The organism is Nonomuraea sp. SYSU D8015, from assembly GCF_008065375.1.
Classification (GTDB): Bacteria; Actinomycetota; Actinomycetes; order Streptosporangiales; family Streptosporangiaceae; genus Nonomuraea.
In genome coordinates, this window is sequence record NZ_VJYI01000004.1 from 1 (window position 1) to 22,796 (window position 22,796).

The following is a 22,796-nucleotide window of genomic DNA, read 5'->3' on the forward strand; positions in this document are numbered from 1 at the left end:
CCTTCAGGTCCGGATGGCCGGGGTCGTAGCCGGAGTCGAGGACCGCGACGGTGACGTCCTTGCCCGTCAGGCCCTGCTGCCACGCCTGCGGAGCGCCGATCTGCTTGACGCTCTCGGCCAGCGTGAAGGACTTGCGGCCGTCCAGCCACAGCTTGGCCCGGCCGGCCACCAGGGTGCGGGCGCCGGTCAGCTCCTTCCACGTCCTGGCGGCGTCGGCCTTGGGCACGCGTGCCGCGCTCATTCCCAGCGTGGACAGCTGCCGGGTGCTCCGGAGGCCGGCGACCCCCTGCGAGATCACGGGGATGTCGGGCCGGTGGGCGTCGCCGTAGCGCCAGGCCAGCAGCTGGGTGACGTCGAACAGCCGCCGGTCCAGGACGCCCTGGGCGATCAGCGGCATGGCGTCCGAAGGGATGACGTGCAGGTGCCCTCCGCGTACCTGGCTCGCGAAGTCCACCTGCCTGCCGGGTGCGGGCTGCACGCGATGCCCGCGGCCGGTGATCAGGACGCGGTCACCGGTGATCAGGGTGACGCTGTTCGCCGGCTCAGAGGGTGGCTGTGCCTGTGCCGCCGGTGTCGGCGCGGCGCCGATGGCTCCTGCCGTGAGAACGGCGAGGAGCGCCTTGTCTAAGATCATGATTTACATCATGTCCGGCAGGGCGCGAGGTGTTACCGCGTTTTGGTTTCGCGCATGAGGCGTACCGATTTATACGTTTTTTTGACGCCTTGATCGCGATTATCACCCTTTTCCCATAGATAGAGTGCGGTGCGGTTTACGTGCTTTTGATGAAGGGTGACCGTTATGGTGCTGGCGAAACGGCCGGCCGCCACGGAAGGGACACTGCGTTCCTGGATGCTGCAGGGACTGCAGACCGACCGCCGGCAGATCGAGCACGGTCCCCACGTCAAGCATCCGTGGTGGCGGGTGATGTGCCTGACCGGCGTGGACTACTTCTCCACGCTGGGCTACCAGCCCGGCATCGCCGCTCTGGCGGCCGGGCTGCTCTCCCCGCTGGCCACGCTGTTCCTGGTCGCGTTGACGCTGCTGGGCGCGCTGCCGGTCTACCGCAGGGTCGCCGTCGAGAGCCCGTACGGCCAGGGCTCGATCGCGATGCTGGAGAAGCTCGCCCCGCAGTGGTGGGGCAAGCTGTTCGTGCTGGCGCTGCTGGGCTTCGCGGCCACCGACTTCGTGATCACGATGACGCTGTCGGCGGCGGACGCGACCGCGCACATCCTGGAGAACCCGTTCTGGCCCGAGGCCCTGGCCGGGCAGCGGGTGCTGGTCACGCTGGTGCTGCTGGCGGCGCTGGGCGGGGTGTTCCTGCTGGGCTTCACCGAGGCCATCGGCATCGCCGTGCTGCTGGTCTTCGTCTACCTGGCCTTGAACGCGGTCGTGGTGGCGGTCTCGATCGTGCACGTGCTGGAGGCGCCGCAGGTGGTGGTGGACTGGCAGCGGGCGCTGAGCCTGGACTTCTCCAGCCCGCTGGCCATGATCGGGCTGTCGCTGCTGGTCATGCCGAAGCTGGCACTGGGCATGTCCGGGTTCGAGACCGGCGTGGCGGTGATGCCGGTGGTCAAGGGCGACATCCCGGAGCGGATCAAGGGCACCCGGCGGCTGCTCACCACCGCGGCGCTGATCATGAGCGTGTTCTTGATCTTCTCCAGCTTCGTCACCACCGTGCTCATCCCGCACGCCGAGTTCGAGGAGGGCGGCAAGGCGAACGGGCGGGCGCTGGCCTACCTGGCCCACGGCTACCTGGGGGACTGGTTCGGCACCGCCTATGACGTCTCCACGATCGCGATCCTGTGGTTCGCCGGAGCCTCGGCGATGGCCGGGCTGATCAACCTGGTGCCGCGGTACCTGCCCCGCTACGGCATGGCGCCGGAGTGGACGGGGGCGGTGCGGCCGCTGGTGATGGTGTTCTCGGCGATCGCGTTCGCCATCACGATCATTTTCGACGCCGACGTGGACGCCCAGGGCGGCGCGTACGCCACCGGCGTGCTGGTGCTCATGCTCTCGGCCGCGGTCGCCGTGACGCTCTCGGCCAGAAGGAAACGCCAGCACGCGGCGACCGCCGGGTTCGCCGTGATCTCGGCGGTGCTGGCCTACACGCTGGTGGACAACGTGATCGAGCGGCCGGACGGGGTGAAGATCGCCTCCTTCTTCATCGCGGCCGTCGTCGTCACCTCGCTGATCTCCCGGGCCACCCGCTCGACCGAGCTGCGCGTCACCGCCGTCCACCTCGACCCGCTGGCCGAAGAGTTCGTCAACGACGCGTGCGGCGACATCCACGTGATCGCCAACGAGCCGAACACCCGGGACCAGGCCGAGTACAACGACAAGCTGCGCGAGACCTGGCTCAACCATCGGCTGCGCAGTGTCGAGCCGGTGCTGTTCGTGGAGGTGTCGGTGCCGGACGCCTCGGAGTTCGAGACCGAGCTGCACGTCAAGGGCGAGGAGCGGTACGGGCACAAGATCCTGACCATCGAGAGCTCGGCGGTGCCGAACTCGCTGGCCGCCCTCCTGCTCTACCTGCGGGACCGCACCGGATCTGTGCCGCACATCTACTTCCACTGGACCGAGGGCAACCCGGTCGTGGCGATGCTGCGATATCTGGTGTTCGGCGGCGGCGACGTGCCGCCGCTGACCCGCGAGGTGCTGCGGCAGGCCGAGCCGGACCTGGAACGCCGGCCCCACGTCCACGTCGGCTGACGACCCGTCAGGTGGTGACGAGCCACAGCCCGAGCTCGGCGGGGCCGGTGGGGGCGGCCTGGAGGCCGTGGTCGGCGAGCTCGGCCTTGAGCCGGTCCGCGCCGAGCACCCACCAGGCGTAGTCGACCTCCACCTCCTCAGGCGGCTCCCCGTCCTGGACGACCCGGTAGGTCATGTGCCAGGTGACGAGGTCGGGACCGGCGGGCTCGGCGCGGCCCCACCCCTCGTAACGACGCCGTCCGATGCGCAGGTCGGAGAAGCGCGTCCGCGGCACGGTCACGGGTTCGGCCGGGGGCTGCAGGTTGAGTACGGCCCTGCCGCCGGGAAGGAGCCTTCCGGCCAGCAACTCCCAGATCGCCCGGCGTCCGGCGGGGTCGAAATGGCCGATGACGTTCATCGCGACCATCGCGCCGAGGCCGCGCGGCAACGTGGCCTCCAACAGGCCGCTGGGCAGCACGGTCACCCGCTCGCGCAGCTGCGGGCTCTCGTTCACCCGGGCCATCAGGACCGCGCGCAGGCCGGGCGACGGCTCCACGGCGAAGATCTCCGCCTCGGGCAGGGCCTGGGCGATCGCCCGCGTGCCGTGCCCGCCCCCGGCTCCGACGTCCACGACCGGCCCGGGGGCTCCGCGGAGCGCCTCGGCAACCGCGGGTCCCAGGACCGTCCAGTGGGGTGCGAGCATCACGTCCACGAACTCGGCGGACCGCTCGTACTGATCCGGGATCATCTGGCCTCGCGGGACGAATAGGGCAGCAGGGCCATCTCTCTGGCGTTCTTGATGGCGCGGGCGATCTGCCGCTGCTGCTGGACGGTCACGCCGGTCACCCGGCGGCTGCGGATCTTGCCGCGGTCGGAGATGAACTTCCGCAGCAGGCCGGTGTCCTTGTAGTCGATGTAGCCGATCCCGATCAGCGGGTTGGCCTTCTTCCTGGGGGTGTGACGGGGTTTCACGCACTCTCCTTGAGATCCAGTACGGAGGCGAACGGGTCGTCGTGGCGGGCCCACTCGGCGGCGCCGGGCAGGGCGTCGCCCTGGTCGATGAGGCACGAGTCGAGCAGCGCCACGATGCGGTCGCGGTCGAGGTCGGGCCCGGTGAAGACGAGATGCTGGACGCGGTCGCCGACGATCGGGTTCCAGTCGAGCGCGGCGGCCGCGCGGCGGGCCGGGGAGGTCAGGTCCCACGCGGCCTCGGGCAGCGCGGCCAGCCATGGCCCGGCGTCCTCTATGGAGACCGTGCCGGCGACGGCGTCCCAGGACAACATGCGCTCGTGCCGGTTGGCCAGCCAGAACCGGCCGCGCGAGCGGACCGTGGTGGCGGCCAGCTCGTCCAAGGCGCCGAACAGGCGGCCGGGGTGGAGCGGGCGCAGCCGGCGCCAGACGACGGTGGTGATGTCGCCGGTCTGCGCGTCGGCGGGGAGCTGGGCGGTGGCCGGATCGACGCGTTCGGCGAGCTCGTGGACGCACAGTGCGGAGCCGGTGATCTCGGGACCGGTGGTGATCGGCGTGTGCGGGGCGAGATGGCCAAGGACGGCGGCCGCGAGCTCGGCGTCCTCGGCGCCGCCGCCGTGCAGGGACAGGCTGGTGGCGTACTCGATCTGGCGGGCCAGCACCTCGGCCCGGTACCGCCGGCCGGTCCCGGTCCGGCTGAGGCGCTCACGCCTCCGGATGTCCACGGGCATGCGCTCGGCGTCCAGCGCGGTGTGCACGCAGGCCAGGCGCAGCCGCCCGGCCGCCTCCGGCCGGGCCAGCGCCTCGGCCACCGGGCGCGGCTCGGCCGCGTCCCACAGGTCGACGATCAGCAGGGACGCGGTGGCGGAGCGGCGCAGGAGCTCGGGGAGGAGCCCCGCAGCGGGGACCCGCAGGTCGTGGTGGATCGCGACGGCTTCGGGGTGACGGCGCAGCAGCCGATCGACTGCTGCGGCCCGGGCGCTGCCGTGCAGGCCCGCGACCAAGGCGACGGGTATGGGCACCGAGCCTCCTGGCGACGAAATGAAAATCGTTGTCGATATCATGGCATATGCCGTCAACCCCTCGTCGCCCGCAGGCAGGCTTGCATGACCATGCATTGCTGTGTATATACTTCTACTCGTGTCTAAGGTCCTCACCTCCCTGCCTGTCGGTGAACGTGTCGGGATCGCCTTCTCCGGCGGCCTCGACACCTCGGTCGCGGTCGCGTGGATGCGCGAGAAGGGTGCGGTCCCCTGCACCTACACCGCCGACGTCGGCCAGTACGACGAGCCCGACATCGCGTCGGTGCCCGGCCGCGCCACGGCCTACGGCGCGGAGGTCGCCCGGCTGGTCGACTGCCGCGCGGCCCTCGTGGAGGAAGGGCTCGCCGCCCTGGCCTGCGGGGCTTTCCACATCCGCTCCGGCGGCCGCACCTACTTCAACACCACCCCGCTCGGGCGTGCCGTCACGGGCACGCTCCTGGTGCGCGCGATGCTCGACGACGGCGTGCAGATCTGGGGTGACGGCTCCACCTTCAAGGGCAACGACATCGAGCGGTTCTACCGCTACGGCCTGCTCGCCAACCCGTCGCTGCGGATCTACAAGCCGTGGCTGGACGCCGACTTCGTCCACGAGCTCGGCGGCCGCAAGGAGATGTCCGAGTGGCTGCTCGCCCGCGACCTCCCCTACCGCGACAGCACGGAGAAGGCCTACTCCACGGACGCGAACATCTGGGGCGCGACCCACGAGGCCAAGTCGCTCGAGCACCTCGACACGGGCATCGAGATCGTCGAGCCGATCATGGGCGTGCGGTTCTGGGACCCCGAGGTCGAGATCGCCGCCGAGGACGTCACGATCGGCTTCGAGCAGGGCCGCCCCGTGACCATCAACGGCAAGGAGTTCGCCTCTCCCGTCGACCTGGTGCTGGAGGCCAACGCCATCGGCGGCCGGCACGGCATGGGCATGTCCGACCAGATCGAGAACCGCGTCATCGAGGCCAAGAGCCGGGGCATCTACGAGGCGCCCGGCATGGCGCTGCTGCACGCGGCGTACGAGCGCCTGGTCAACGCGATCCACAACGAGGACACCCTGGCCAGCTACCACAACGAGGGCCGGCGGCTGGGCCGGCTGCTGTACGAGGGCCGCTGGCTGGACCCGCAGGCGCTGATGCTGCGCGAGTCGCTGCAGCGCTGGGTCGGCACCGCGGTCACCGGCCAGGTGACCCTGCGGCTGCGACGCGGCGAGGACTACTCCATCCTGGACACTTCGGGCCCGGCGTTCAGCTACCACCCGGACAAGCTCTCCATGGAGCGGACCGAAGACTCCGCCTTCGGGCCGGTCGACCGCATCGGCCAGCTGACCATGCGCAACCTCGACATCGCCGACTCCCGCGCCAAGCTGGAGCAGTACGCCCGCCTCGGCATGGTGGGCGGCGCCGGGCACCCGACGATGATCGGCGCCGCGCAAGCCGCTTCTACGGGACTGATCGGCGCGATGCCCGAGGGCGGGGCCGAGGCCATCGCCTCCCGCGGTGAGGTCGGCCTCGACGTCCCCGGCGACGACGAGCTGCTCGACCACGCCGCGATCGAGTCCGGCACCGACTGACCCACCGGCCACGACGCAATCGGCCCGCCGCCGTCAGGGGCGGGCCGCCGCCAGCATCCGCTCCCCGAGGACCCTCGCGGCCTCCCGGAGCTCGGCGCACCCGACGATCCGGTACGCCGCCGGGATCACCGCGAGTTGCTCGGCGTACCACACCGGGTTGCCGGTGCTGCCGACCAGGCGGCTGGTCCCGGCGTCGAGCGGCTCCAGCCGGCCGAGGGCGCGGGGCAGGCACCGCGCCACGGCGTCGGCTGGGGCTTCGATGACGACCTCCACCTCGTAGTCCCAGCCCACGGCGAGATGCGCCTCGAGCTCGGCGACCGGATCGAGGCCGGCGGGCGGGTCGAAGACGCCGTCGAGCACCTCCACCCCGCGAACCCGGTCGACCCGGTACGCCCGCCGGGCGTCCGAGCCGTGGGACCAGCACAGCAGATACCACCGGCCGTGGCGGACGACGACCGCCCACGGGTCGGCCTCGACGACCCGCTCCGGCCCGGCCTCTGAGCGGTAGCCGAACCGCACCCGCCGGTGGTCGGAGCAGGCCCGCACCAGGGCGGTGGTGGTGCCGGGGTCGGGGCGGGCGGCGGCGCGGTCGGGGGCGGGCGCCGTGGCCCGGCGGACGGCCTCGGCCTGGGCGGCCACCGGCTCGGGGAGCGCCCGCATGATCTTGCCGAGCGCGCTGCCGACCGGATCGGTGGGATCGCCCGCGTCATGGTGGCCGTCGAGCACGGCCATGACCAGGCCGAGCGCCTCGTCGGCGCTGAACATCAGGGGCGGGAGCCGCAGGCCGCGGCCGAGGCGGTAGCCGCCGTAGGGGCCGCGGACGGACTCGACCGGGATGCCGGCCTCGCGGAGGATCCCGACGTATCGCCGGGCGGCCCGCTCGGAGACGCCGAGCTTGCCGGCGAGCCGGTCCGCCGTGATGCCGGGGCCTGCCTGGATGAGCTCGAGGGCCAGCAGCGCCCGTGCCGTGGGGCTCGCGTCGGGCTTCACACAACAATCCCTGATCCGGAAGCAGAACGTCCGGAACGGAACCTAGCATGCCGCACATGACCGAGGACACCGCATGACGGCGGGCGGGAAGGCGCCGATCCCGGAGGACGACGTGACCGTCGTCCCGGCCAACGAGGCGTCCTGGGAGGACCTCGTCGCGATCTTCGGCACCAGGGACGCGGGCCGCTGCATGTGCCAGCGGTTCAAGGTGATCGGCTGGATCTGGCGGGACTCCACGCAGGAGGGGCGGACCGCGATGCTTCGGGCGCAGGCCGCCTGCGGCGACCCGGACGCCACGGCCACCAGCGGGCTGGTGGCCTACGTCGACGGCGATCCGGCGGGCTGGGTCGCCGTCGAGCCGCGCACGGCGTACCCCAAGCTGCGCACCTCCCGCGTCCCGTGGCTCGGCCGTGACGAGGACGAGGACGACACCGGCATCTGGGCCGTGACCTGCTTCGTGGTCCGGAAGGAGTACCGGGGCCGCGGCCTCACCTACCCCCTCGCCCAGGCCACGATCGGCTTCGCCCGCGAGCGTGGCGCCCGGGCGATCGAGGCGTACCCCATGATCACCCAGCCGGGCAAGGAGATCACCTGGGGCGAGGTGCACGTGGGGGCCCGCCAGGTCTTCGAGGAGGCGGGGTTCGAGGAGGTGAGCCGGCCCACCGTGCGGCGGGTGGTCATGCGGATCGACTTCGGCCGGGAGCACGAGTCAGGGGGACGGACGTGAACCCGGCGGTCAGGCCGGTGAGGCCGGGACGGGAGCCGCCGCCGTCCGGCCGGTGCCGAAGGGGACGCCGCGGGCCTCGTGGCCGAGCGCCGTGAGGGCGGCGACCACGAGCAGCACCGGGATCACGGTGGCCGCCAGCGCGAACGGGTACCCGTGGGAGTGGGCGAGCGCCTGCTGGATGGGCAGGTTGAAGGCCGCCAGGAGGTTGCCGAGCTGGTAGGTGACCCCGGGGAAGAAGCCGCGGATCTCGTCCGGGCTCAGCTCGGTCAGGTGAGCGGGGATGACGCCCCAGGCGCCCTGGACGATGAACTGCATGAGGAACGCGCCGAGCGCGAGCGTGCCGAGGGTGGGCGCGAAGGCGAACAGCGGGACGATCGGCAGGCCGACGAGCACGGCGGTGATGATCGTGCGCCGGCGGCCGAACCGCTCCGACAGCCCGCCGAGAAGGGTGCCGCCGAGGATGGCGCCGATGTTGTAGATGACGGCGACGGTGATGGCTTCGGCGCCGGTGAAGCCTTTGCCGTCCTTGAGGAAGGTCGGGTAGATGTCCTGGGTGCCGTGGCTCATCCAGTTGAACGCGGTCATGAGCAGGACGAGGTAGAGGAAGCGCCGCAGCACCGGCGGGTCGAGGAAGACGGAGCGCAGGCTGGTGCCGCTGCCGGAGAGCCGCTCGCGGGTCCGTTCCCAGGCTTCGCTCTCGTGGACGCGGGAGCGGATGAAGAACGACACCAGGGCGGGGAGGATGCTGAAGGCGAACATGCCGCGCCATCCCCAGATGGGGTTGATGACGAGGTAGACGATCGCGGCGAGCAGGTAGCCGACGGCGTAGCCCTGCTGGAGCACGCCGGAGAAGAAGCCGCGCTTGCCGGCGGGCATCTTCTCCATGGCCAGGGCGGCGCCGAGTCCCCATTCGCCGCCCATGCCGATGCCGTAGAGCAGCCGCAGCACCAGCAGGACGGTGTAGTCGGGGGCGAAGGCGCAGGCGAAGCCCACCACGGAGTAGAAGGCGACGTCGACCATGAGGGGACGCCTGCGCCCGGAGACGTCGGCCCAGCGGCCGAACACGAACGCGCCGAGCGGGCGCATCGCGAGCGTCACCGTGGTGAGGAAGGCCATCTGTGTGAGCGATACGCCGAACTCCTTGCCGATCTCGGCGTAGACGAGGACGACGATGAAGTAGTCGAACGCGTCCATCGTCCAGCCCAAGAAGGCGGCGAGGAAGGCGTTGCGCTGGTCGCGGTCGAGCCCGCGTGCCTGTTCGACGAGGGCCAATGCCATGGCGGGGACCTCCTTCGGCCCGGCGTCGGGGGTGCTGTGTTTCCCCGGCCGGCCGGCCCCGGCCGACGTTCCGGGCTGCTGGCCATCGTGCGCCCCGACCGATGAGAGGACGGTGAGAGCCGATGTCTATACGGGGCGCAAAATTCACCAAATCTCGCCCGTCCGGAATAAGGCGGCGGGCGGCGGATAGGGGTTAGGGAAGGCTTGTTCATCCAGGGGGAGGGAACTGATCATGGCCGTCACCCAGCCGCGAGGGCGTACCGCCGGCACGTCCGATGGAAAGCTGCCCAAGCGGCTCTCGCTGGACCTGCCGATGGTCAGCATCGAGGTCCGCCGGCCCGAGGTCAGCCTGCCGAACATCAGGATGCCCCACATCGGGATGCCGCACCTCAGCAGGCAGGAAGTCGGCCACTACATGGACGTCGCGCGGACGTTCATGCCGCCGCCCGAGCGGATCGCCTACTACGGGGCGCTCGGCGCGCTGGCGGTGTTCGGGGTCGTCGAATGGCCCGTCGCGGCGGCCATCGGCGCGGGAACGGTGATCGCGCAGCGGGCACGGCGGCAGGGGCCGTCCGCGGCCGGCAGGCCACGCCAGGCCGCCACACCGGCCCAGGCGCCTGAGCCGAGCCGCCCGACCACGACGACCACGCGGCGCAGGACCACCGCGACCTCCGGTGCGGCCGGCGAAGGCAAGACAGCCACGACCTCCCGAACGGCCGGCGAAGGCGAGAAGACCACCAGCGGACGCAGGGCCACTTCGGGGGCCGCCGGCACGCGCAAGACCACTGCGGGTTCCACCGGCACGCGCACGGCCGCTTCGGGCACGACTCGCGCGCGCACGGCCGCTTCGAGCACCACGCGTAAGACCACTACGGGCACCACCAGCAGGCGGAAGAGCGCCACGCAGAGCAGGTGAACCGCGACGCCGTAGACGGGAGGCAATATGGCGTTGTTCGGTCTGCTCTCCGCTGACACGCTCCTCACCATGCTCCCCGAGCCGGTGCGGAGCATGGTCCCGCGCCCGCGCCGGGTGCAGCCGTGCCCGGGCGGGGCCCGCATCGAGCTGCGGAGCATCGGCGGTCCGCGGACCGAGCGACGCGCTCGCGTCCTCGAAGAGCGATTGCGCGCGGTGGGCGTCCCCCGCGCCGAGGTGAACGGGGCGCTCGGCTGCGTGTTCGTGGGCTTCGACGAGGCGACGGCCGGCCTGGAGAAGGCCGGCCTCGACAAGCTGGTGGCCATCGTCGAGGAGGTCGACGAGGAGGGCGAGGTCGACGAGGACGACCGATCGCCCGGCCCGGCCCGCGTGCTCGACGGCGTGGAGCAGCAGGCCCGCGCCGCCGTCAGTCTCGGCCTGCATCTCGCCGGCACCGCGGTGGCCACGGCCGGTCTGCTGGCCCGCCTGCCGAAGCTGCCCCCGGCGGTGCCCAACCTCCTCGCGCTGGTCGAGCACTCGCCGCGGGCCCGCAGGGAGCTCGACGAACGCATCGGCAAGCCGGTCGTCGACGCGGCGCTGGCGACGACCCGGATCGTCATGGGGACGCTGGCCATGCGGCCGGCGTCGCTGCTGATCGACTCCGTGGCCGCGGCCGTCAGGTACGTCGACGCGCACGCCGGGCGCCGCGCGTGGGAGCGGCGCGAGGAGCAGTTCGCCGCCGAAGAGGGGGCGTACCGCCACATCCGGACCGGGAACGCGACGCGCCCCGTCCCGCTGCCCAACGGCCCCGTGGAGCGGTACGCCGACGCGTCGAGCGCCGCGGCGCTGGCCGCCCTCGGGCTGGGCACCGTCATCGGCCGCAGCCACCAGCGAGGCCTGTCCCTCCTGGTCTCCGGGATCCCCAAGGCCGCGAACCTCGCCAGGGACGCCTTCACCAGCGCCGCCGTCCGATGCCTGGCCGGCCGCGACACGATCGTGCTCGACCGCGAGGCCCTGCGGCGCCTGGACCGCATCGACACCGTCGTCATGGACGCCGCCGTGCTCACCACCGGGAGGTGGACGGTGGACCGCGTCGTCCCGCTCGCCTCCGACGTGGACGCGGACGATCTGCACGCCCGGCTGTACCCCCTCCTCGACCTCACCGACCCCTCTGCCCGGCGGGAACACGACGGGTGGAGCGCAGCGCCCCATGCGCCGGAGGACATGCCGGAGGAATGGCGCGATCAGGGCATCCGGCCTGTCATGGTCGTGCGGGAGGGGGTCCCTTTCGCGTTGGTGGGCCTGGCCCGCGAGCTGCATCCCCTGGCCGAGGCCGTGGTGGCGGCGCCGAAGGAGACGTGCCAGGTGGTCCTGGCCGGCGCGGACGCCGGCCTCGCCCAGCGGCTGGGCGTCGAGCGGATGGTGGAGGGCGGGGCCGGGCTGGCCGCCTCGGTGCGGGCGCTGCAGGCCGAGGGGCACGGCGTGGCCGTGGTGTCGCGACGTGGGCGGCGCGGGTTGCGCCAGGCCGACCTGGGCGTCGGCGTGCTCGACGGCGTGCGGCCGGTCCCTTGGGACGCCGACGTGATCGGTGAGCTGGACGGCGTCCACCTGCTGCTGCGCTATCTGGCCGCGGCGAGGAAGGCGAGCGTGCGAGGCGTGTGCGTGGCGGCCGCAGGTTCGGTGGCCGGGACCGGACTCGCGCTCCTCGGCCCGGCCGCGACCGCGGTCCGGCGCGCTCTCCTGGCGCGCGACTGCACGTCGGTGGTCGCTCTCGTGGTGGGGGAGTGGTCGGGCCGGAGCGTGGGGCGGGAGGCCCCGCCCGTGCCTGCCGACTACACGCCCTGGCACGCGATGTCCTCCCGCGACGTCCTGGCCAGGCTTCGCACCTCGCCCGAAGGGCTGACCGAGGCGGAGGCCGGGCGCCGCAGAGCGGCCTCCGCCCGCCCCGCGGTCACCGGGCCGCGCACACTGGTCGGCGCGTCCGTCGACGAGCTCACCAATCCGCTCACCCCGGTCCTGGCGACGGGGGCGGGCCTGTCGGCCGCGTTCGGCTCGGTGCTCGACGCCGTGCTGATCGCCGGCGTGGCCGTGGTGGGCGGCCTGCTGGGCGGCGCCCAGCGGACGGGCGCCGACCGGGTGCTGCACCGCCTCACCGAGACCACCGCCGTCCGGGTACGCCTGCGCCGTCCTTCCGGCCCCCTGTCCGGCAATGCCGACGACCTCGTGCCGGGTGACGTGATCGAGCTCAGGGCGGGCGACGCCGTACCGGCCGACGGGAGGCTGATCCTGGCGGCCGGGCTCGAGATCGACGAGTCCACCCTCACCGGGGAGTCGCAGCTGGTGCCCAAGACCGCCGCGCCGACCGCGGCGCCGGCCGTCGCGGACCGCGCCTCGATGGTGTACGAGGGGACGACCGTCGCCGCCGGGCACGGGCTCGCCGTGGTCGTGGCCACGGGCGAGGCGACCGAGGCGGGCAGGACCGCCAGGCTGGCCCGGCAGGAGCCGCCGCCGAGCGGGGTGGAGCTGCGGCTGCGCGCGCTGAGCCGCCGGATCCTGCCGGCCGCGCTCGGCTCCGGCCTGGTCCTGCTGGTCGTCGAGCTGGTTCGCGGCGCACCGCTGTCCCAGGCGCTCGCCCCGGCGGTGAGCATGATGGTGGCGGCGGTCCCGGAGGGGCTGCCGTTCGTCGCCACCGTGGCCGAGCTCGCCTCGGCCAAGCGGATGTCCGCACGCAACACGCTGGTCCGCAACCCGTCCACGATCGAGGCGCTGGGCCGGGTAGACGTGCTGTGCTTCGACAAGACCGGCACTCTCACGGAAGGCCACATCAGCCTGCGCCGGGTCTCGGACGGCCGGGTCGAGCAGGCGGTCGAGGAGGCCGGGCCCGACCTGCGGGCGATCGTGGGCGCGGCGCTGCGCGCGGGGCCGCGGTTCGAGGGCGGACGCGCCATCCCGCACCCCACCGACCGGGCGATCGTGAACGGCGCGGAGAAGCTCGGCGTCACCCCCAAAGACGGGCTCCGGACGTGGCAGCGGGTGGACGAGCTGCCGTTCGAGCCGGCCCGCGGCTACCACGCCGTGCTCGGCCGATCCGAGTCGGGACAGCTGCTGAGCGTCAAGGGCGCTCCCGAGATCGTGCTCACCCGTTCCACCAGCATCGTCGTGGACGGGCAGACCGTGCCACTGGACGATCGCATCAGGCGGGAGCTGGAGCAGGAAGTGGACCGGCTCGCCCTGCGCGGCTACCGCGTGCTCGCGGTCGCCGAGCGGTCCGCCTCCAGCCGCGCCGACCTCGACGAGTCCCGCATCCAGAACCTGCGTTTCCTCGGCTTCCTCGGCCTGGCCGATCCGGTGCGCCCGACCGCCCGGGAGAGCGTCGAGCGGCTCATGCGGGCGGGTGTGCAGATCGTCATGATCACCGGCGATCACCCCAGCACGGCGGAGGCCATCGCGGCGGAGATCGGCGCGTTGAACGGCCTGCGGGTGATGACCGGTCCCGAGCTCGAGGAACTGGACGATGACGCCCTGACCGAGGCGTTGCCCGGGGTGTCGGTCTTCGCCCGGGTCACGCCCGAGCACAAGGCGCGGATCGTCACCAGCCTGCGCAAGGCGGGCAGGGTCGTGGCCGTCACCGGCGACGGCGCCAACGACGTGCCCGCGATCCGGCTCGCCGACGTGGGCGTCTCCCTCGGCTCGCACGCCGCCCCCGCCACCAGGGCCGCCGCGGACATCGTCATGCTCGACGACCGCATCGAGACGATCATCGACGCGATCGTGGAGGGCCGGGGCATGTGGGCCTCGGTACGCGACGCGCTGGGCATCCTGCTCGGCGGCAACCTGGGCGAGATCGCCTTCACGCTCGGCTCCAGCCTGCTCACTGGCGGGAGCGCGCTGAACGCCCGCCAGCTCCTGCTTGTCAACCTGCTCACCGACATGCTGCCCGCCATGGCGGTGGCCATCCGGCCGCCCAGCGCGGCCAGCCCCGAGCGGCTGCTCGCCGAGGGACCCGAGGCCTCGCTCGGCGCCGCGCTGACCCGCGACATCTACCTGCGCGCCGTCACCACGGCCGCGGCGGCGGGCGCCGCGTGGCTGCTCGCGCGCATGACCGGCACCCGCGGCCGGGCGGACACGGTGGGGCTCGTCGGTCTCGTGGCGGCCCAGCTGACGCAGACGCTCGTGCTGGGCGGGCGGGATCGCACGGTGGCGCTCGCCGCGCTGGCGTCCCTGGTCGCGCTGGGGGTCATCGTCTCGGTGCCCGGCCTCAGCCAGCTGTTCGGCTGCCGCCCGATCGGCCCGATCGGCTGGGGGATCGGCATGGGCTGCGCCGTGGCGGCGGCTGTGCTGGCGGCGATGATCGAACGGTCGCGACGGGAATAGTCATCGACAGTTCACCGTCTGGACATCTTCCTCATACCCATATATACATCTTTGTGCCTAACTATGACTTAAATCCCTGTTTATGACCATGAGGTAGAGATGTCCGAATTCCTGGCTTCGCTGCTGGCCAAAGCCGCCATCATGCTCCTGGAAGCGCTGATCATGCGCTTCGTTCAGAGCCTCGCCGCGTCGATCTTCCAGCCCGCCGGTCTCCGGCTCGCCTGAGCGCCTCGGCCACCTTCACTCCGGCTCGTTCCCGGCCGGGCCTCCCACCCTGAACGGAGTGGTGACCCCCTCGTACATCAGGTGGGCGGTGAGCCCTTCCGAGGCGTGGGGCAGGTTGTGGCAGTGGTCCATCCACACCCCCGGGTTGTCGGCGACGAAGGCGATCTCGTACGACTCGTCCGCGCCGACCTCGAGTGAGTCCACCCACCAAGGGCTGCCGGCGGCGGGCACGCCGTCGCGGCTCAGCACCACGGCGTGGTGGCCGTGCAGGTGCATCGGATGGCCCTCGCCGCTGTTGTTGACGATGCGCATCCGCACCACGTCGCCCTCGGCCACGTGGAACATCGGCACGTCCGGATACATGTGGCCGTTGATCGTCCACCACACTCCGGGGACCCCGTCGAGGAAGCCGGGGCGGCGGCCCATGTCGTACTCGAACCGCCGGTCGGGCTTGCCCGGGTCGAAGGCGAGCGGTGCCGCCGCGCCGTAGGCGAGCAGGTCGAGCGTGGCCGCCGGACGGGGGACCGACGGCGCGTCGTACGAGGTCGAGCCCAGCACGACGCCGGTAGGGCCGCCGAGGTGGATGCGGACCGGCGAGCCGTCCTCGGGCATGGTCACCTCCAGGTCGGCGCGCCCTCCGGCCGCCACCCCCACGGCCTCGTCCCGCACCGGAGCCGGGCCGTTGATCTCCGTGCCGTCCACGGCGGCGAGCCGGTACGGCGCACCGCTCACCCACGCCGGCATGACGCCGTACTCGGTGTTGATCACCCGCACGCGCGCCCGTGAGCCGGGCGCCGCCTTGACGTGGACGTCGCCCTCGCGCCCGTTGACGGTGCGGATCCCGTTGTACAGGTGCACCAGCGCCACGACATCGGTCACCTCGTCCCGCCGGGCGGGCTCGACCACCAGTGCCCCGAGCAGTCCCCCTCGGACCTGCTCGTGCGACATCTGGTGAGAGTGGTACCAGAAGGTGCCGGCCTGGTCGGCGACGAACCGGTACGTGAACTCCTTGCCGATCCCCACCGCGTCCTGCGTGACGCCGGCGACGCCGTCCGCGCCGTTCGGCACGTCGACGCCGTGCCAATGCAGCGTGATGCCCCCGGGCACCGACTCGTTGACCAGCCGCACCTGGACGAGCTGCCCCTCGGCCGCCTTGATGACCGGGCCGGGCGATCGGCCGTTGAGCGTGTAGCCGTCGAAAGCGCGGCCGGAGGCCAGCTGGAACCGCTGCTTGCGGGCCACCATGGTCACCTCGACGTCGGCCGGGCGGTCCGCGTCGGCGATCAGCTGCGTGACGTCGCCCCCGGCTCCCGCTCCCCGTCCATGCCCCCCGTGCGTCGATGCGCCCCCTCCCGTGTGCGCATCGTGCTCTGAGGAACTGTGCCGCCGCCCGCCTCCGTAGTCCGCGTACCCCATGTCCATGACCGAGTACGCCTCCGGAAGGAGGCTGTCCTGCCAGAGCCAGATCAGCGGCCCCATCAGGGCCATGGTGGCGGCGCCCGCGACGGCGAGCCGGACGCGGCCGCCGCCCCGGCGATTGCGATGCATGGGACCCGCCGTCAGCCGTGAACCGCGTGCTGAGCCGCCGTCGTGACCGGCGCCGCCTTCGCGGCCGCGACCCGACGTGCCGCGTACAGCGCCGTGGTGAACAGCAGCAGCGCGTTGAGGCCGTGCAGGGCCCCCACCATCGGAATGGAGTGGCCGACGATGCCGAGGGTGACCTGGAGGACGACGAGCAGGAGCACCAGCCCGGCCGCCTTCACGGCTCCGGGGACCTTCGCCCAGAACGAGGCAATCAGCAGCAGCAGCGCGATGACGGGGATGACGATCATCCCGTTCATGCCGTGAATCATGAGGCCGAGGAATTCCGGGAACGGCGCTTCGCCGCTTTCGGCGAGTGTCTTGTCGGCCACCCCGCCCTCTGCGATCCATTTGCCGAACCCGGCGTCGGCCCAGACCACCATCGCGGCTTGTACGGCGACCTCGATCATGACCAGATAGGCCAGGACCTTGTAGACGTTTTTCATGGCGCCCTCCCCTTCGAAGGCCGGTTCTCGTGCGGCCTTTGCCATCGCGCGCCACGCTAGGGAAGGCGACTTGGGGAGGAATGGTGAGCGACTTGGAGCGGACTAAGCGACGCGCGGCAATTCACTTCCCGGCCGGCCGGATCCGGCCAGGAAAGGGAGTTCGTTCAGTGAGCCGCCTCGTACTGCTTCACCACGGTCGCCGCGATGCGGCCACGCTCACTCACCGGCAGCCCGTGGTCCCTGGCCCACTTCCTGATCTCAGCGGACTTCTCACGGCTGAGGCCCCGCGCCGAGCCCGCGGCGGCCGCGCGCCGGCCACGACCGCCCCTGGGGGCGCGGACCGCGCGAGCCTTGGTGATGAAGGGCGCGAGGGCCTTCTCCAACTTCTCCCTGTTGGGTCCCGACAGGTCGATCTCGTACGTCGTGCCGTCGAGAGCGAACGTTGTGGTTCCCTCGGCGTCGCTGCCGTCGATGTCATCGACAAAGGATTCAACGATGCGCTTCGCCATGATGGTGCTCCAATTACGTTATCGTCGCAGGTTCTGTATCGTTCTTCAGTACATTATGCACCGCCCGGTGGGTCCATGGCCTCGAAATTGGGCTTCGCCGCTGATCCCGCACTGCGAAGTCCGTCACGGATGTGTCGCAGTTCTCGGGGTTCGCGAGCTTGACATTCATGGTTCGGCTCTCCGCTCATGGCCGGCGCGAGGCCGGCTTTGTCCTCCTCACCAGTCATGGACTGTCGCTGGTCGACGGCGTCGTCGCAGGAGGAGGCGCGTGCCGCAGGCTCCGTGGAGTGCCGCGATCCGCGCGGAAAGCGCTTGTCACCGTTACTCGCGGCCATGCTGATCTCGGGGATTGCCGCCGCCCGCCTATCCATCGCGAAGTCAATGGCGATGAGATCTGCCCTGTTGAAGTGGAATTCAATCTTTGCTAGAAGTATCAGATTTGGCGAGTGCTGTGCCTCTTGCGCGGCGTCGTGAAAGTCCTGGACCGCCCTCGTCCACGGGCGGTGTGTGGAAGCCTTTGTCCCATGCTTCCCGACGAAGTGGCACGTGCCGTTTCCCGCTACCTCGCCGTGGCCGACCGGCTCCTGCCCGGGCGCGTCCGTGGTTTCTACGTGGTCGGCTCGACCGCACTGGGAGCCTGGCAGGCGGGGCGGAGCGATATCGACTTCGTCGCCGCGGTGGACGGTGACCTCGGCGAACGGGACATGCGCCGGCTGGCGCTCCTGCACAAACTCGGCAACGTGCCGGCGGCCTGGCAGGCCCTGGTCCGGGCCCGCCCGGCCATCCCGGGCACGCTCAACGGGGTCTTCGTCGCGACGGGCGACCTGAGCAAGCCGGTCACGCGCATCCGCCCGCTCGCCTCACACAGCGGGCCCTCCTTCAAAAGGGGGCGGGGGTTCGAGGTCAATCCGGTGGTGTGGAAGATCCTGTTGGAAAAGGGCGTCACGGTACGCGGCCCGGCGCCGCACGAACTGGGCCTCGATCCGGAGCCGGACCAGCTGCGGGAGTGGAACCTGCAGCAACTGCACGGGCACTGGGCGACCTGGGCGGGCAGGGCCCTGTCGGACGAACCGCCGCGCAAGCCGCTGCTGCCGGCTCATCGGGTGGCCATGTCCGCCGTGCTGTCCCCGCCCCGGCTGCATCACACGATCGTGACAGGCGAGGTGATCTCGAAGGAGGCCGCGGCGGCGTACGCGCTGGACACCTTCGAGGCACGCTGGCGCCCGTTGATCCGCCTGGCGCTGGCCCGCCGCCTCGGGCGGCCGGCGCCTCCCGGTCTCGACGCGTCCGTGACCGATCCACGCCGGCTGCCGCGCGTGGTGGGCGAGTTCATCCTCGATGTGATCGCGAGCGCGGATCGACGGCACGGCCGGGGCGTCGACTAGATGATTGATTCAAGGGGTGTGGTGGGGTCAGTGATCGTAGGCGGTGAGGGATTGCGCGGTGGGCTGGCCGGTCTTGTCGTTATGCCAGATCGCAGTAGTCAGGGCCAGGATGCGGGTGATCACGCGGATGGTGACGGCAGCCGTAGTCCGTCCGCCGTGGCGCTCGAGGTCGAGCTGGCCCTTGAAGGTCTGGTTGATCGACTCGATGGTCTGCCTGTCGGTTTTCGAAGTCGTCTGCACGGATGTCCGAAGTCCGGTGCACGACCACTCAGGTTGGCCCGCGGGACTCCCCGGGCTACGGCCGGCCACCCACTTCGCAGTTCGACGGCTTGCGGGAAGGCGCCACTGCCCAACTAACGCCAAGCTGCAGGAGTGCTCTCCGCCCTTCACGTGGGCAGCGCATGGCGACTGGAACGTCCCTCCGCGCCGGGGCGGGAGAGCCAGTGTCCCCGGTGATCGGCAACGTGGCGAGTCAGCTGCAAGTCACGTGTAAGTCAGCACGTCTAGACATGCATATGTGAACTCGGACGCCGAAATTTTCGCGAGGACGGCATTCCGTCCCTCATCGCCGCGAACGAGCCGGATCATCTCGATACACTGCCGACTCCGTAAACGTGGGGAGACGCTTCGCATGGCGCTGGAGATCAGATTCCTCGGCCCGTGGCAGGTCCTGGCCGCTGGCGAACCGGTCCGGCTCGCCGGGCAACGACGGATCGGCGTGCTGGCCAGACTCGCCCTGAACGCCGGGCAGGCCGTACACGCCGAGCGGATCCTCACCGACATCTGGGCAGACAGCATCACGGCGACCGCGGCCAAACAACTCCACATCGTGATCTCCAAACTCCGCGAAACCCTCGGACCTCACACCACCGAAGAGATCATCCAGACCACGCAGGGCGGTTACCGGCTCGCGCTCGAACCCGACCACATCGACGCCCACCTGTTCACCCGCCTGGCCAAACGCGCCCGCACCGCCCAGGCGCAAGGAGGCAGGGCCGCCGCGGACGCCCTGTTCCGCGCAGCCCTGGAGCTGTGGCGAGGCGAACCACTGGCCGGGCTGACCGATGCCTGGGCACGGATCGAAGCCACCCGTCTGGAAGAGGAACACCTCACCGTCCTGGAAGACCACGCCGATCTCCGCCTCGCCGCGGGCGACCACCACGCGGTGGCCACAGAGCTAGCCGCGCACGTGCGGGCCCACCCCCTGCGCGAACGCCCCGCCGCCCAGCTCATGCTCGCCCTGCACCGCGCCGGCCGCCCGTCCGAGGCGCTGGCCGTCTACCAGAACACCCGCAAGATCATGGTCTCCGAACTCGGCATCGAACCCGGCGCCGAACTACGCCGCCTGCACCAGGCCGTCCTGGTCAAGGACCCCGTCCTCGGCCTGACCACCCCGGCCCAGCAGGTCACGGTCAGTGAGCCTTACATCCCGGCCGAGCTGCCCGCCGACACCCACACCTTCACCGCCCGCGTCGCCGAGATCGACCGCCTGCGCACCGCACTCGGCCCCACCGGCAGGCCCGCTGTCACCGTGATCGACGGACCCGGCGGCATCGGCAAATCCGCCCTGGCCGTCCACGTCGCCCACGCCCTGGCCGCCCGGTTCACCGACGGCGTCATCTACCTCAACCTGCACGGATCCACCCCCGGCCTCGCCCCGCTGGCTCCAGCCCAGGCCTTGCGCCACCTGCTGCGCTCCCTGGGCCTGGACGGTGCCGCCGTTCCCGCCGACCCGGGCGAGGCCGCCGCTCGCTACCGCTCCCTGACCGCGACCTGCAACCTGCTGATCATCCTGGACAACGCCCGCGACGTCCACCAGGTCCGCCCGCTCATCCCGGCCGGCCCCGGCTGCCGGGTCCTGATCACCAGCCGGGACCCGCTGGCCACCCTGGACAACGCTACCCACCTCCACCTGGGCACCCTGAACGCCGCCGACGCCGCCGCGCTGCTGGCCCGCCTGGCCGGACCCGACCGGGCCCGCGCCGAACCCCAGGCGGCCGAGCGGATCGTCCACCTGTGCGGCGGCTTCCCCCTCGCCCTGCGCATCGTCGGCGCCCGCCTGGCCGCCCGCCCCGACTGGACCCTGTCCGACCTGGCCAAACGCCTGGCCGACGCCACCCGCCGCCTGGACGTGCTCGAGTACGCCGACCTGGCCGTCCGCGCCAGCATCTCCGTCAGCCACCACCACCTCCGCGAAGAACCCGCCGGCCACGACGCCGCCCACCTGCTGCCCCTGCTCGGCCTGCTCGACCTGCCCACCCACACCCCCGCCGCCACCGCCGCCCTGACCGGCTGGCCCCACCACCGCGCCGAAGCCGCCCTGGAACGCCTGCAGGACGCCCGCCTCCTCGAACCCGCCGGACCCGACCGCTACCAGTTCCACGACCTGGCCGGCCTCTACGCCCGCGAACGCGCACACCAGGACCTGCCGGAGCAGGAACGCACCGCCGCCGTACGGCGCGCGCTCCACCACTACCTGACCACCGCCTGGATGGCGACCACCCTGTTCCACAACGACCCCGTAGTGCGATGCCCCGTCGAGTTACCCGACAACACCTTCAAGGACCCGGCCGAGGCGGGACGATGGGCCCAGGACGAGCGGGACAACCTGCTCGCCGCCGCGCAGCAGGCGCTGGCCGGCCCCGACCCGGAGACCGCCATCGGCCTGGCCATCGGCCTCCACTGGCCTTCCTACTACCAGGGCTGGCACACCCAACTGGCCGACATCTACGCGCACGCCATCGAGGTGGCCGACCGCATCGGCGCATGGGAGGACAAGGCCCAGCTCCGCAGCTTCCTCGGCTGGGTCTACCGGGACCAGGGCCGTCACGACGCCGGGATCGCGCAGTTGAAGACGGCTCTCACCGACTGGGACCGCGCTGGCCTGCCCAGGCGCAAGGCCGGGGCGTTCAACAACCTCGGCGTCATCCATACACTCGAGGGCCGTCTCGACGAGGCACTCGGCTACTTCGAGTCCGCGTTGAAGCTCAACAACGACGCCGGACGCCCTGGGGCCGCGGCCGCGGTCCGCAACAACCGGATGCACGTCTACTACCGTCAGGGGCGCTTCGACGAAGCGATCGCGGAAGCCCGCCGATTGGTGGAGCTGTGGCAGAAGATGGACCCGCGCGCCGGTGCGGGCTCAGCACACGAATCGCTGGGCGACGCCTACCGCCACGCCGGCCGCCTGACCGAGGCAATGGAAAGCTACACCACAGCCGTGCGACTGCTCCGCGAATCGGGATACCGCCTGAAGGAAGCCGTGTGCCGCTGGAGGCTCGGCACCACGCTGCACGACCTCGGACGGAACGGCGAAGCACGGAACCAGTGGGAGGAGTCCGTCCGCCTCCTGCGCGAGGCCCGGATGCTCACGTCCGGGGAGGCGAGCGAGATCCTCGCCCAGGCCGTGCCGGAAACACCCCAGCCGATCAAGAACATGCTCTGACCGGCAAGGACGTCGCCTACCAGCCGGTCACCCCCAACGCCTACGTTATCTGAGGTGACTCTTGGTAGTCGGTCATGTCAGGTAAGTAAGGTTGGCGCGTACTTGCCAGACACATATCTAGGGGTCTTCAGGCATGTCAGCCATGTCAGGTGCACTGCCTCGGTACTACCGGCCTGAGCGGGCGGTGGCCGCCGACCTCGGCGCCGCCGGGCAGGCCGTGGCAGCGCTCCTGTGTGCTCTCGACCCCGGCAGCGTTGTCGGCGCCGGCGTACTGTTCCCCGAGCGAGCCGCTGTCCTGCGCGCCCCGGCCGAGCGACTGGCCGCCGCGCTCACCACCGGCGACGCGGCCGAGCGGGCGGAGACAGCTCGATTGGTCATCGCCACCGCGGCCGGTGCCGGCCATGCCTGGAGCCTGGCCCTCGGCGAGGTCCTGGATGCACTGACGGCGGCCGTGTTCGGCGTGGAGTCTGCCCACCAGGTCCTGCACGACCCCGCGTTGCGTCGCGGTGAGCTCGGCGAGGGCCTTGCCCGACGAAACCCTGCCCACCGCGGCGCCTGCCGTGACCGGCGATACGGCACGACAGGCGGCAGGACAGGCTGCAATGCGCGGCGACTGGGACGACACTGACGTGTGCCTGTGGCGCATCCGGTGCCCGCACGC

The 22,796-nt window shown here is 71.4% G+C and carries 17 protein-coding genes and 2 pseudogenes; 9 read left to right on the forward strand and 10 right to left on the reverse strand.

Going from position 1 to position 22,796, the window contains the following annotated elements; all coding sequences use genetic code 11:
* A pseudogene (locus ID574_RS19245) lies at positions 1–634 on the reverse strand (hypothetical protein); the annotation flags it as partial.
* A 165-nt stretch (positions 635–799) separates the two neighbouring features.
* On the opposite strand from ID574_RS19245, the gene ID574_RS19250 reads away from it, so the two are divergent.
* Positions 800–2,710 carry an APC family permease gene (locus tag ID574_RS19250; RefSeq protein ID WP_188190328.1) on the forward strand — a complete coding sequence of 637 codons (1,911 nt, stop codon included), beginning with the start codon at positions 800–802 and terminating at the stop codon, positions 2,708–2,710.
* Positions 2,711–2,717: 7 nt separating this feature from the next.
* Here ID574_RS19250 and ID574_RS19255 read toward each other — a convergent pair whose 3' ends face one another.
* The 3 genes from ID574_RS19255 to ID574_RS19265 are packed head-to-tail and all read right to left on the reverse strand — an operon-like array spanning position 2,718 to position 4,680.
* Positions 2,718–3,437 carry a class I SAM-dependent methyltransferase gene (locus tag ID574_RS19255; protein ID WP_188190329.1) on the reverse strand — a complete coding sequence of 240 codons (720 nt, stop codon included), beginning with the start codon at positions 3,435–3,437 and terminating at the stop codon, positions 2,718–2,720.
* The gene (rpsR, locus tag ID574_RS19260; RefSeq protein ID WP_188190330.1) at positions 3,434–3,661 is read right to left on the reverse strand and encodes a 30S ribosomal protein S18; all 228 of its coding nucleotides are present in this window, start codon (positions 3,659–3,661) and stop codon (positions 3,434–3,436) included. The genes ID574_RS19255 and rpsR overlap by 4 nt, the downstream gene beginning before the upstream one ends.
* Positions 3,658–4,680 carry a GTP-binding protein gene (locus ID574_RS19265; protein WP_223166860.1) on the reverse strand — a complete coding sequence of 341 codons (1,023 nt, stop codon included), beginning with the start codon at positions 4,678–4,680 and terminating at the stop codon, positions 3,658–3,660. Before ID574_RS19265 ends, rpsR begins: the two co-directional genes overlap by 4 nt.
* Positions 4,681–4,798: 118 nt before the next feature.
* Between ID574_RS19265 and argG the strand changes: the two genes are divergently transcribed.
* Positions 4,799–6,262, forward strand: a complete 1,464-nt coding sequence (argG, locus tag ID574_RS19270) for an argininosuccinate synthase (protein WP_188190332.1) — start codon at positions 4,799–4,801, stop codon at positions 6,260–6,262.
* Positions 6,263–6,295: 33 nt separating this feature from the next.
* On the opposite strand, the gene ID574_RS19275 is transcribed toward argG, so the two are convergent.
* The gene (locus tag ID574_RS19275; RefSeq protein WP_188190333.1) at positions 6,296–7,252 is read right to left on the reverse strand and encodes a helix-turn-helix transcriptional regulator; all 957 of its coding nucleotides are present in this window, start codon (positions 7,250–7,252) and stop codon (positions 6,296–6,298) included.
* Positions 7,253–7,325: 73 nt separating this feature from the next.
* Between ID574_RS19275 and ID574_RS19280 the strand changes: the two genes are divergently transcribed.
* Positions 7,326–7,979: a GNAT family N-acetyltransferase gene (locus ID574_RS19280; RefSeq protein WP_188190334.1), complete on the forward strand. Its 654-nt coding sequence runs from the start codon at positions 7,326–7,328 to the stop codon at positions 7,977–7,979.
* Between the two features lie 9 nt (positions 7,980–7,988).
* Here the strand turns inward: ID574_RS19280 and ID574_RS19285 are convergent, their stop codons facing one another.
* On the reverse strand, positions 7,989–9,257 hold the full coding sequence (locus ID574_RS19285) for an MFS transporter (RefSeq protein ID WP_188190335.1): 1,269 nt from the start codon (positions 9,255–9,257) through the stop codon (positions 7,989–7,991).
* 232 nt (positions 9,258–9,489) lie between these two features.
* Between ID574_RS19285 and ID574_RS19290 the strand changes: the two genes are divergently transcribed.
* From ID574_RS19290 to ID574_RS61625, 3 genes are all read left to right on the forward strand, one after another.
* Positions 9,490–10,173, forward strand: a complete 684-nt coding sequence (locus ID574_RS19290; RefSeq protein WP_188190336.1) for a hypothetical protein — start codon at positions 9,490–9,492, stop codon at positions 10,171–10,173.
* A gap of 27 nt (positions 10,174–10,200) precedes the next feature.
* A complete protein-coding gene (locus ID574_RS19295; RefSeq protein ID WP_188190337.1) occupies positions 10,201–14,544 on the forward strand; it encodes a cation-translocating P-type ATPase in 4,344 nt (1,447 codons plus the stop codon).
* Positions 14,545–14,643: 99 nt separating this feature from the next.
* A complete protein-coding gene (locus ID574_RS61625; protein ID WP_262496021.1) occupies positions 14,644–14,769 on the forward strand; it encodes a hypothetical protein in 126 nt (41 codons plus the stop codon).
* 15 nt (positions 14,770–14,784) lie between these two features.
* Here the strand turns inward: ID574_RS61625 and ID574_RS19300 are convergent, their stop codons facing one another.
* The 3 genes from ID574_RS19300 to ID574_RS19310 form a co-directional block, all read right to left on the reverse strand.
* Positions 14,785–16,317: a multicopper oxidase family protein gene (locus ID574_RS19300; RefSeq protein ID WP_188190338.1), complete on the reverse strand. Its 1,533-nt coding sequence runs from the start codon at positions 16,315–16,317 to the stop codon at positions 14,785–14,787.
* 11 nt (positions 16,318–16,328) lie between these two features.
* A complete protein-coding gene (locus ID574_RS19305) occupies positions 16,329–16,796 on the reverse strand; it encodes a hypothetical protein (RefSeq protein WP_188190339.1) in 468 nt (155 codons plus the stop codon).
* A 164-nt stretch (positions 16,797–16,960) separates the two neighbouring features.
* The gene (locus ID574_RS19310) at positions 16,961–17,305 is read right to left on the reverse strand and encodes a histone-like nucleoid-structuring protein Lsr2 (protein ID WP_188190340.1); all 345 of its coding nucleotides are present in this window, start codon (positions 17,303–17,305) and stop codon (positions 16,961–16,963) included.
* Positions 17,306–17,829: 524 nt separating this feature from the next.
* Between ID574_RS19310 and ID574_RS19315 the strand changes: the two genes are divergently transcribed.
* On the forward strand, positions 17,830–18,690 hold the full coding sequence (locus ID574_RS19315) for an aminoglycoside adenylyltransferase domain-containing protein (RefSeq protein ID WP_188190341.1): 861 nt from the start codon (positions 17,830–17,832) through the stop codon (positions 18,688–18,690).
* A 27-nt stretch (positions 18,691–18,717) separates the two neighbouring features.
* Here ID574_RS19315 and ID574_RS19320 read toward each other — a convergent pair.
* Positions 18,718–18,906: pseudogene (locus ID574_RS19320) on the reverse strand (IS982 family transposase); the annotation flags it as partial.
* Between the two features lie 415 nt (positions 18,907–19,321).
* On the opposite strand from ID574_RS19320, the gene ID574_RS19325 reads away from it, so the two are divergent.
* The gene (locus tag ID574_RS19325; RefSeq protein WP_188190342.1) at positions 19,322–22,135 is read left to right on the forward strand and encodes an AfsR/SARP family transcriptional regulator; all 2,814 of its coding nucleotides are present in this window, start codon (positions 19,322–19,324) and stop codon (positions 22,133–22,135) included.
* Between the two features lie 142 nt (positions 22,136–22,277).
* Positions 22,278–22,763, forward strand: a complete 486-nt coding sequence (locus tag ID574_RS19330; RefSeq protein ID WP_188190343.1) for a hypothetical protein — start codon at positions 22,278–22,280, stop codon at positions 22,761–22,763.
* The last annotated feature ends 33 nt before the right edge of the window (positions 22,764–22,796 follow it).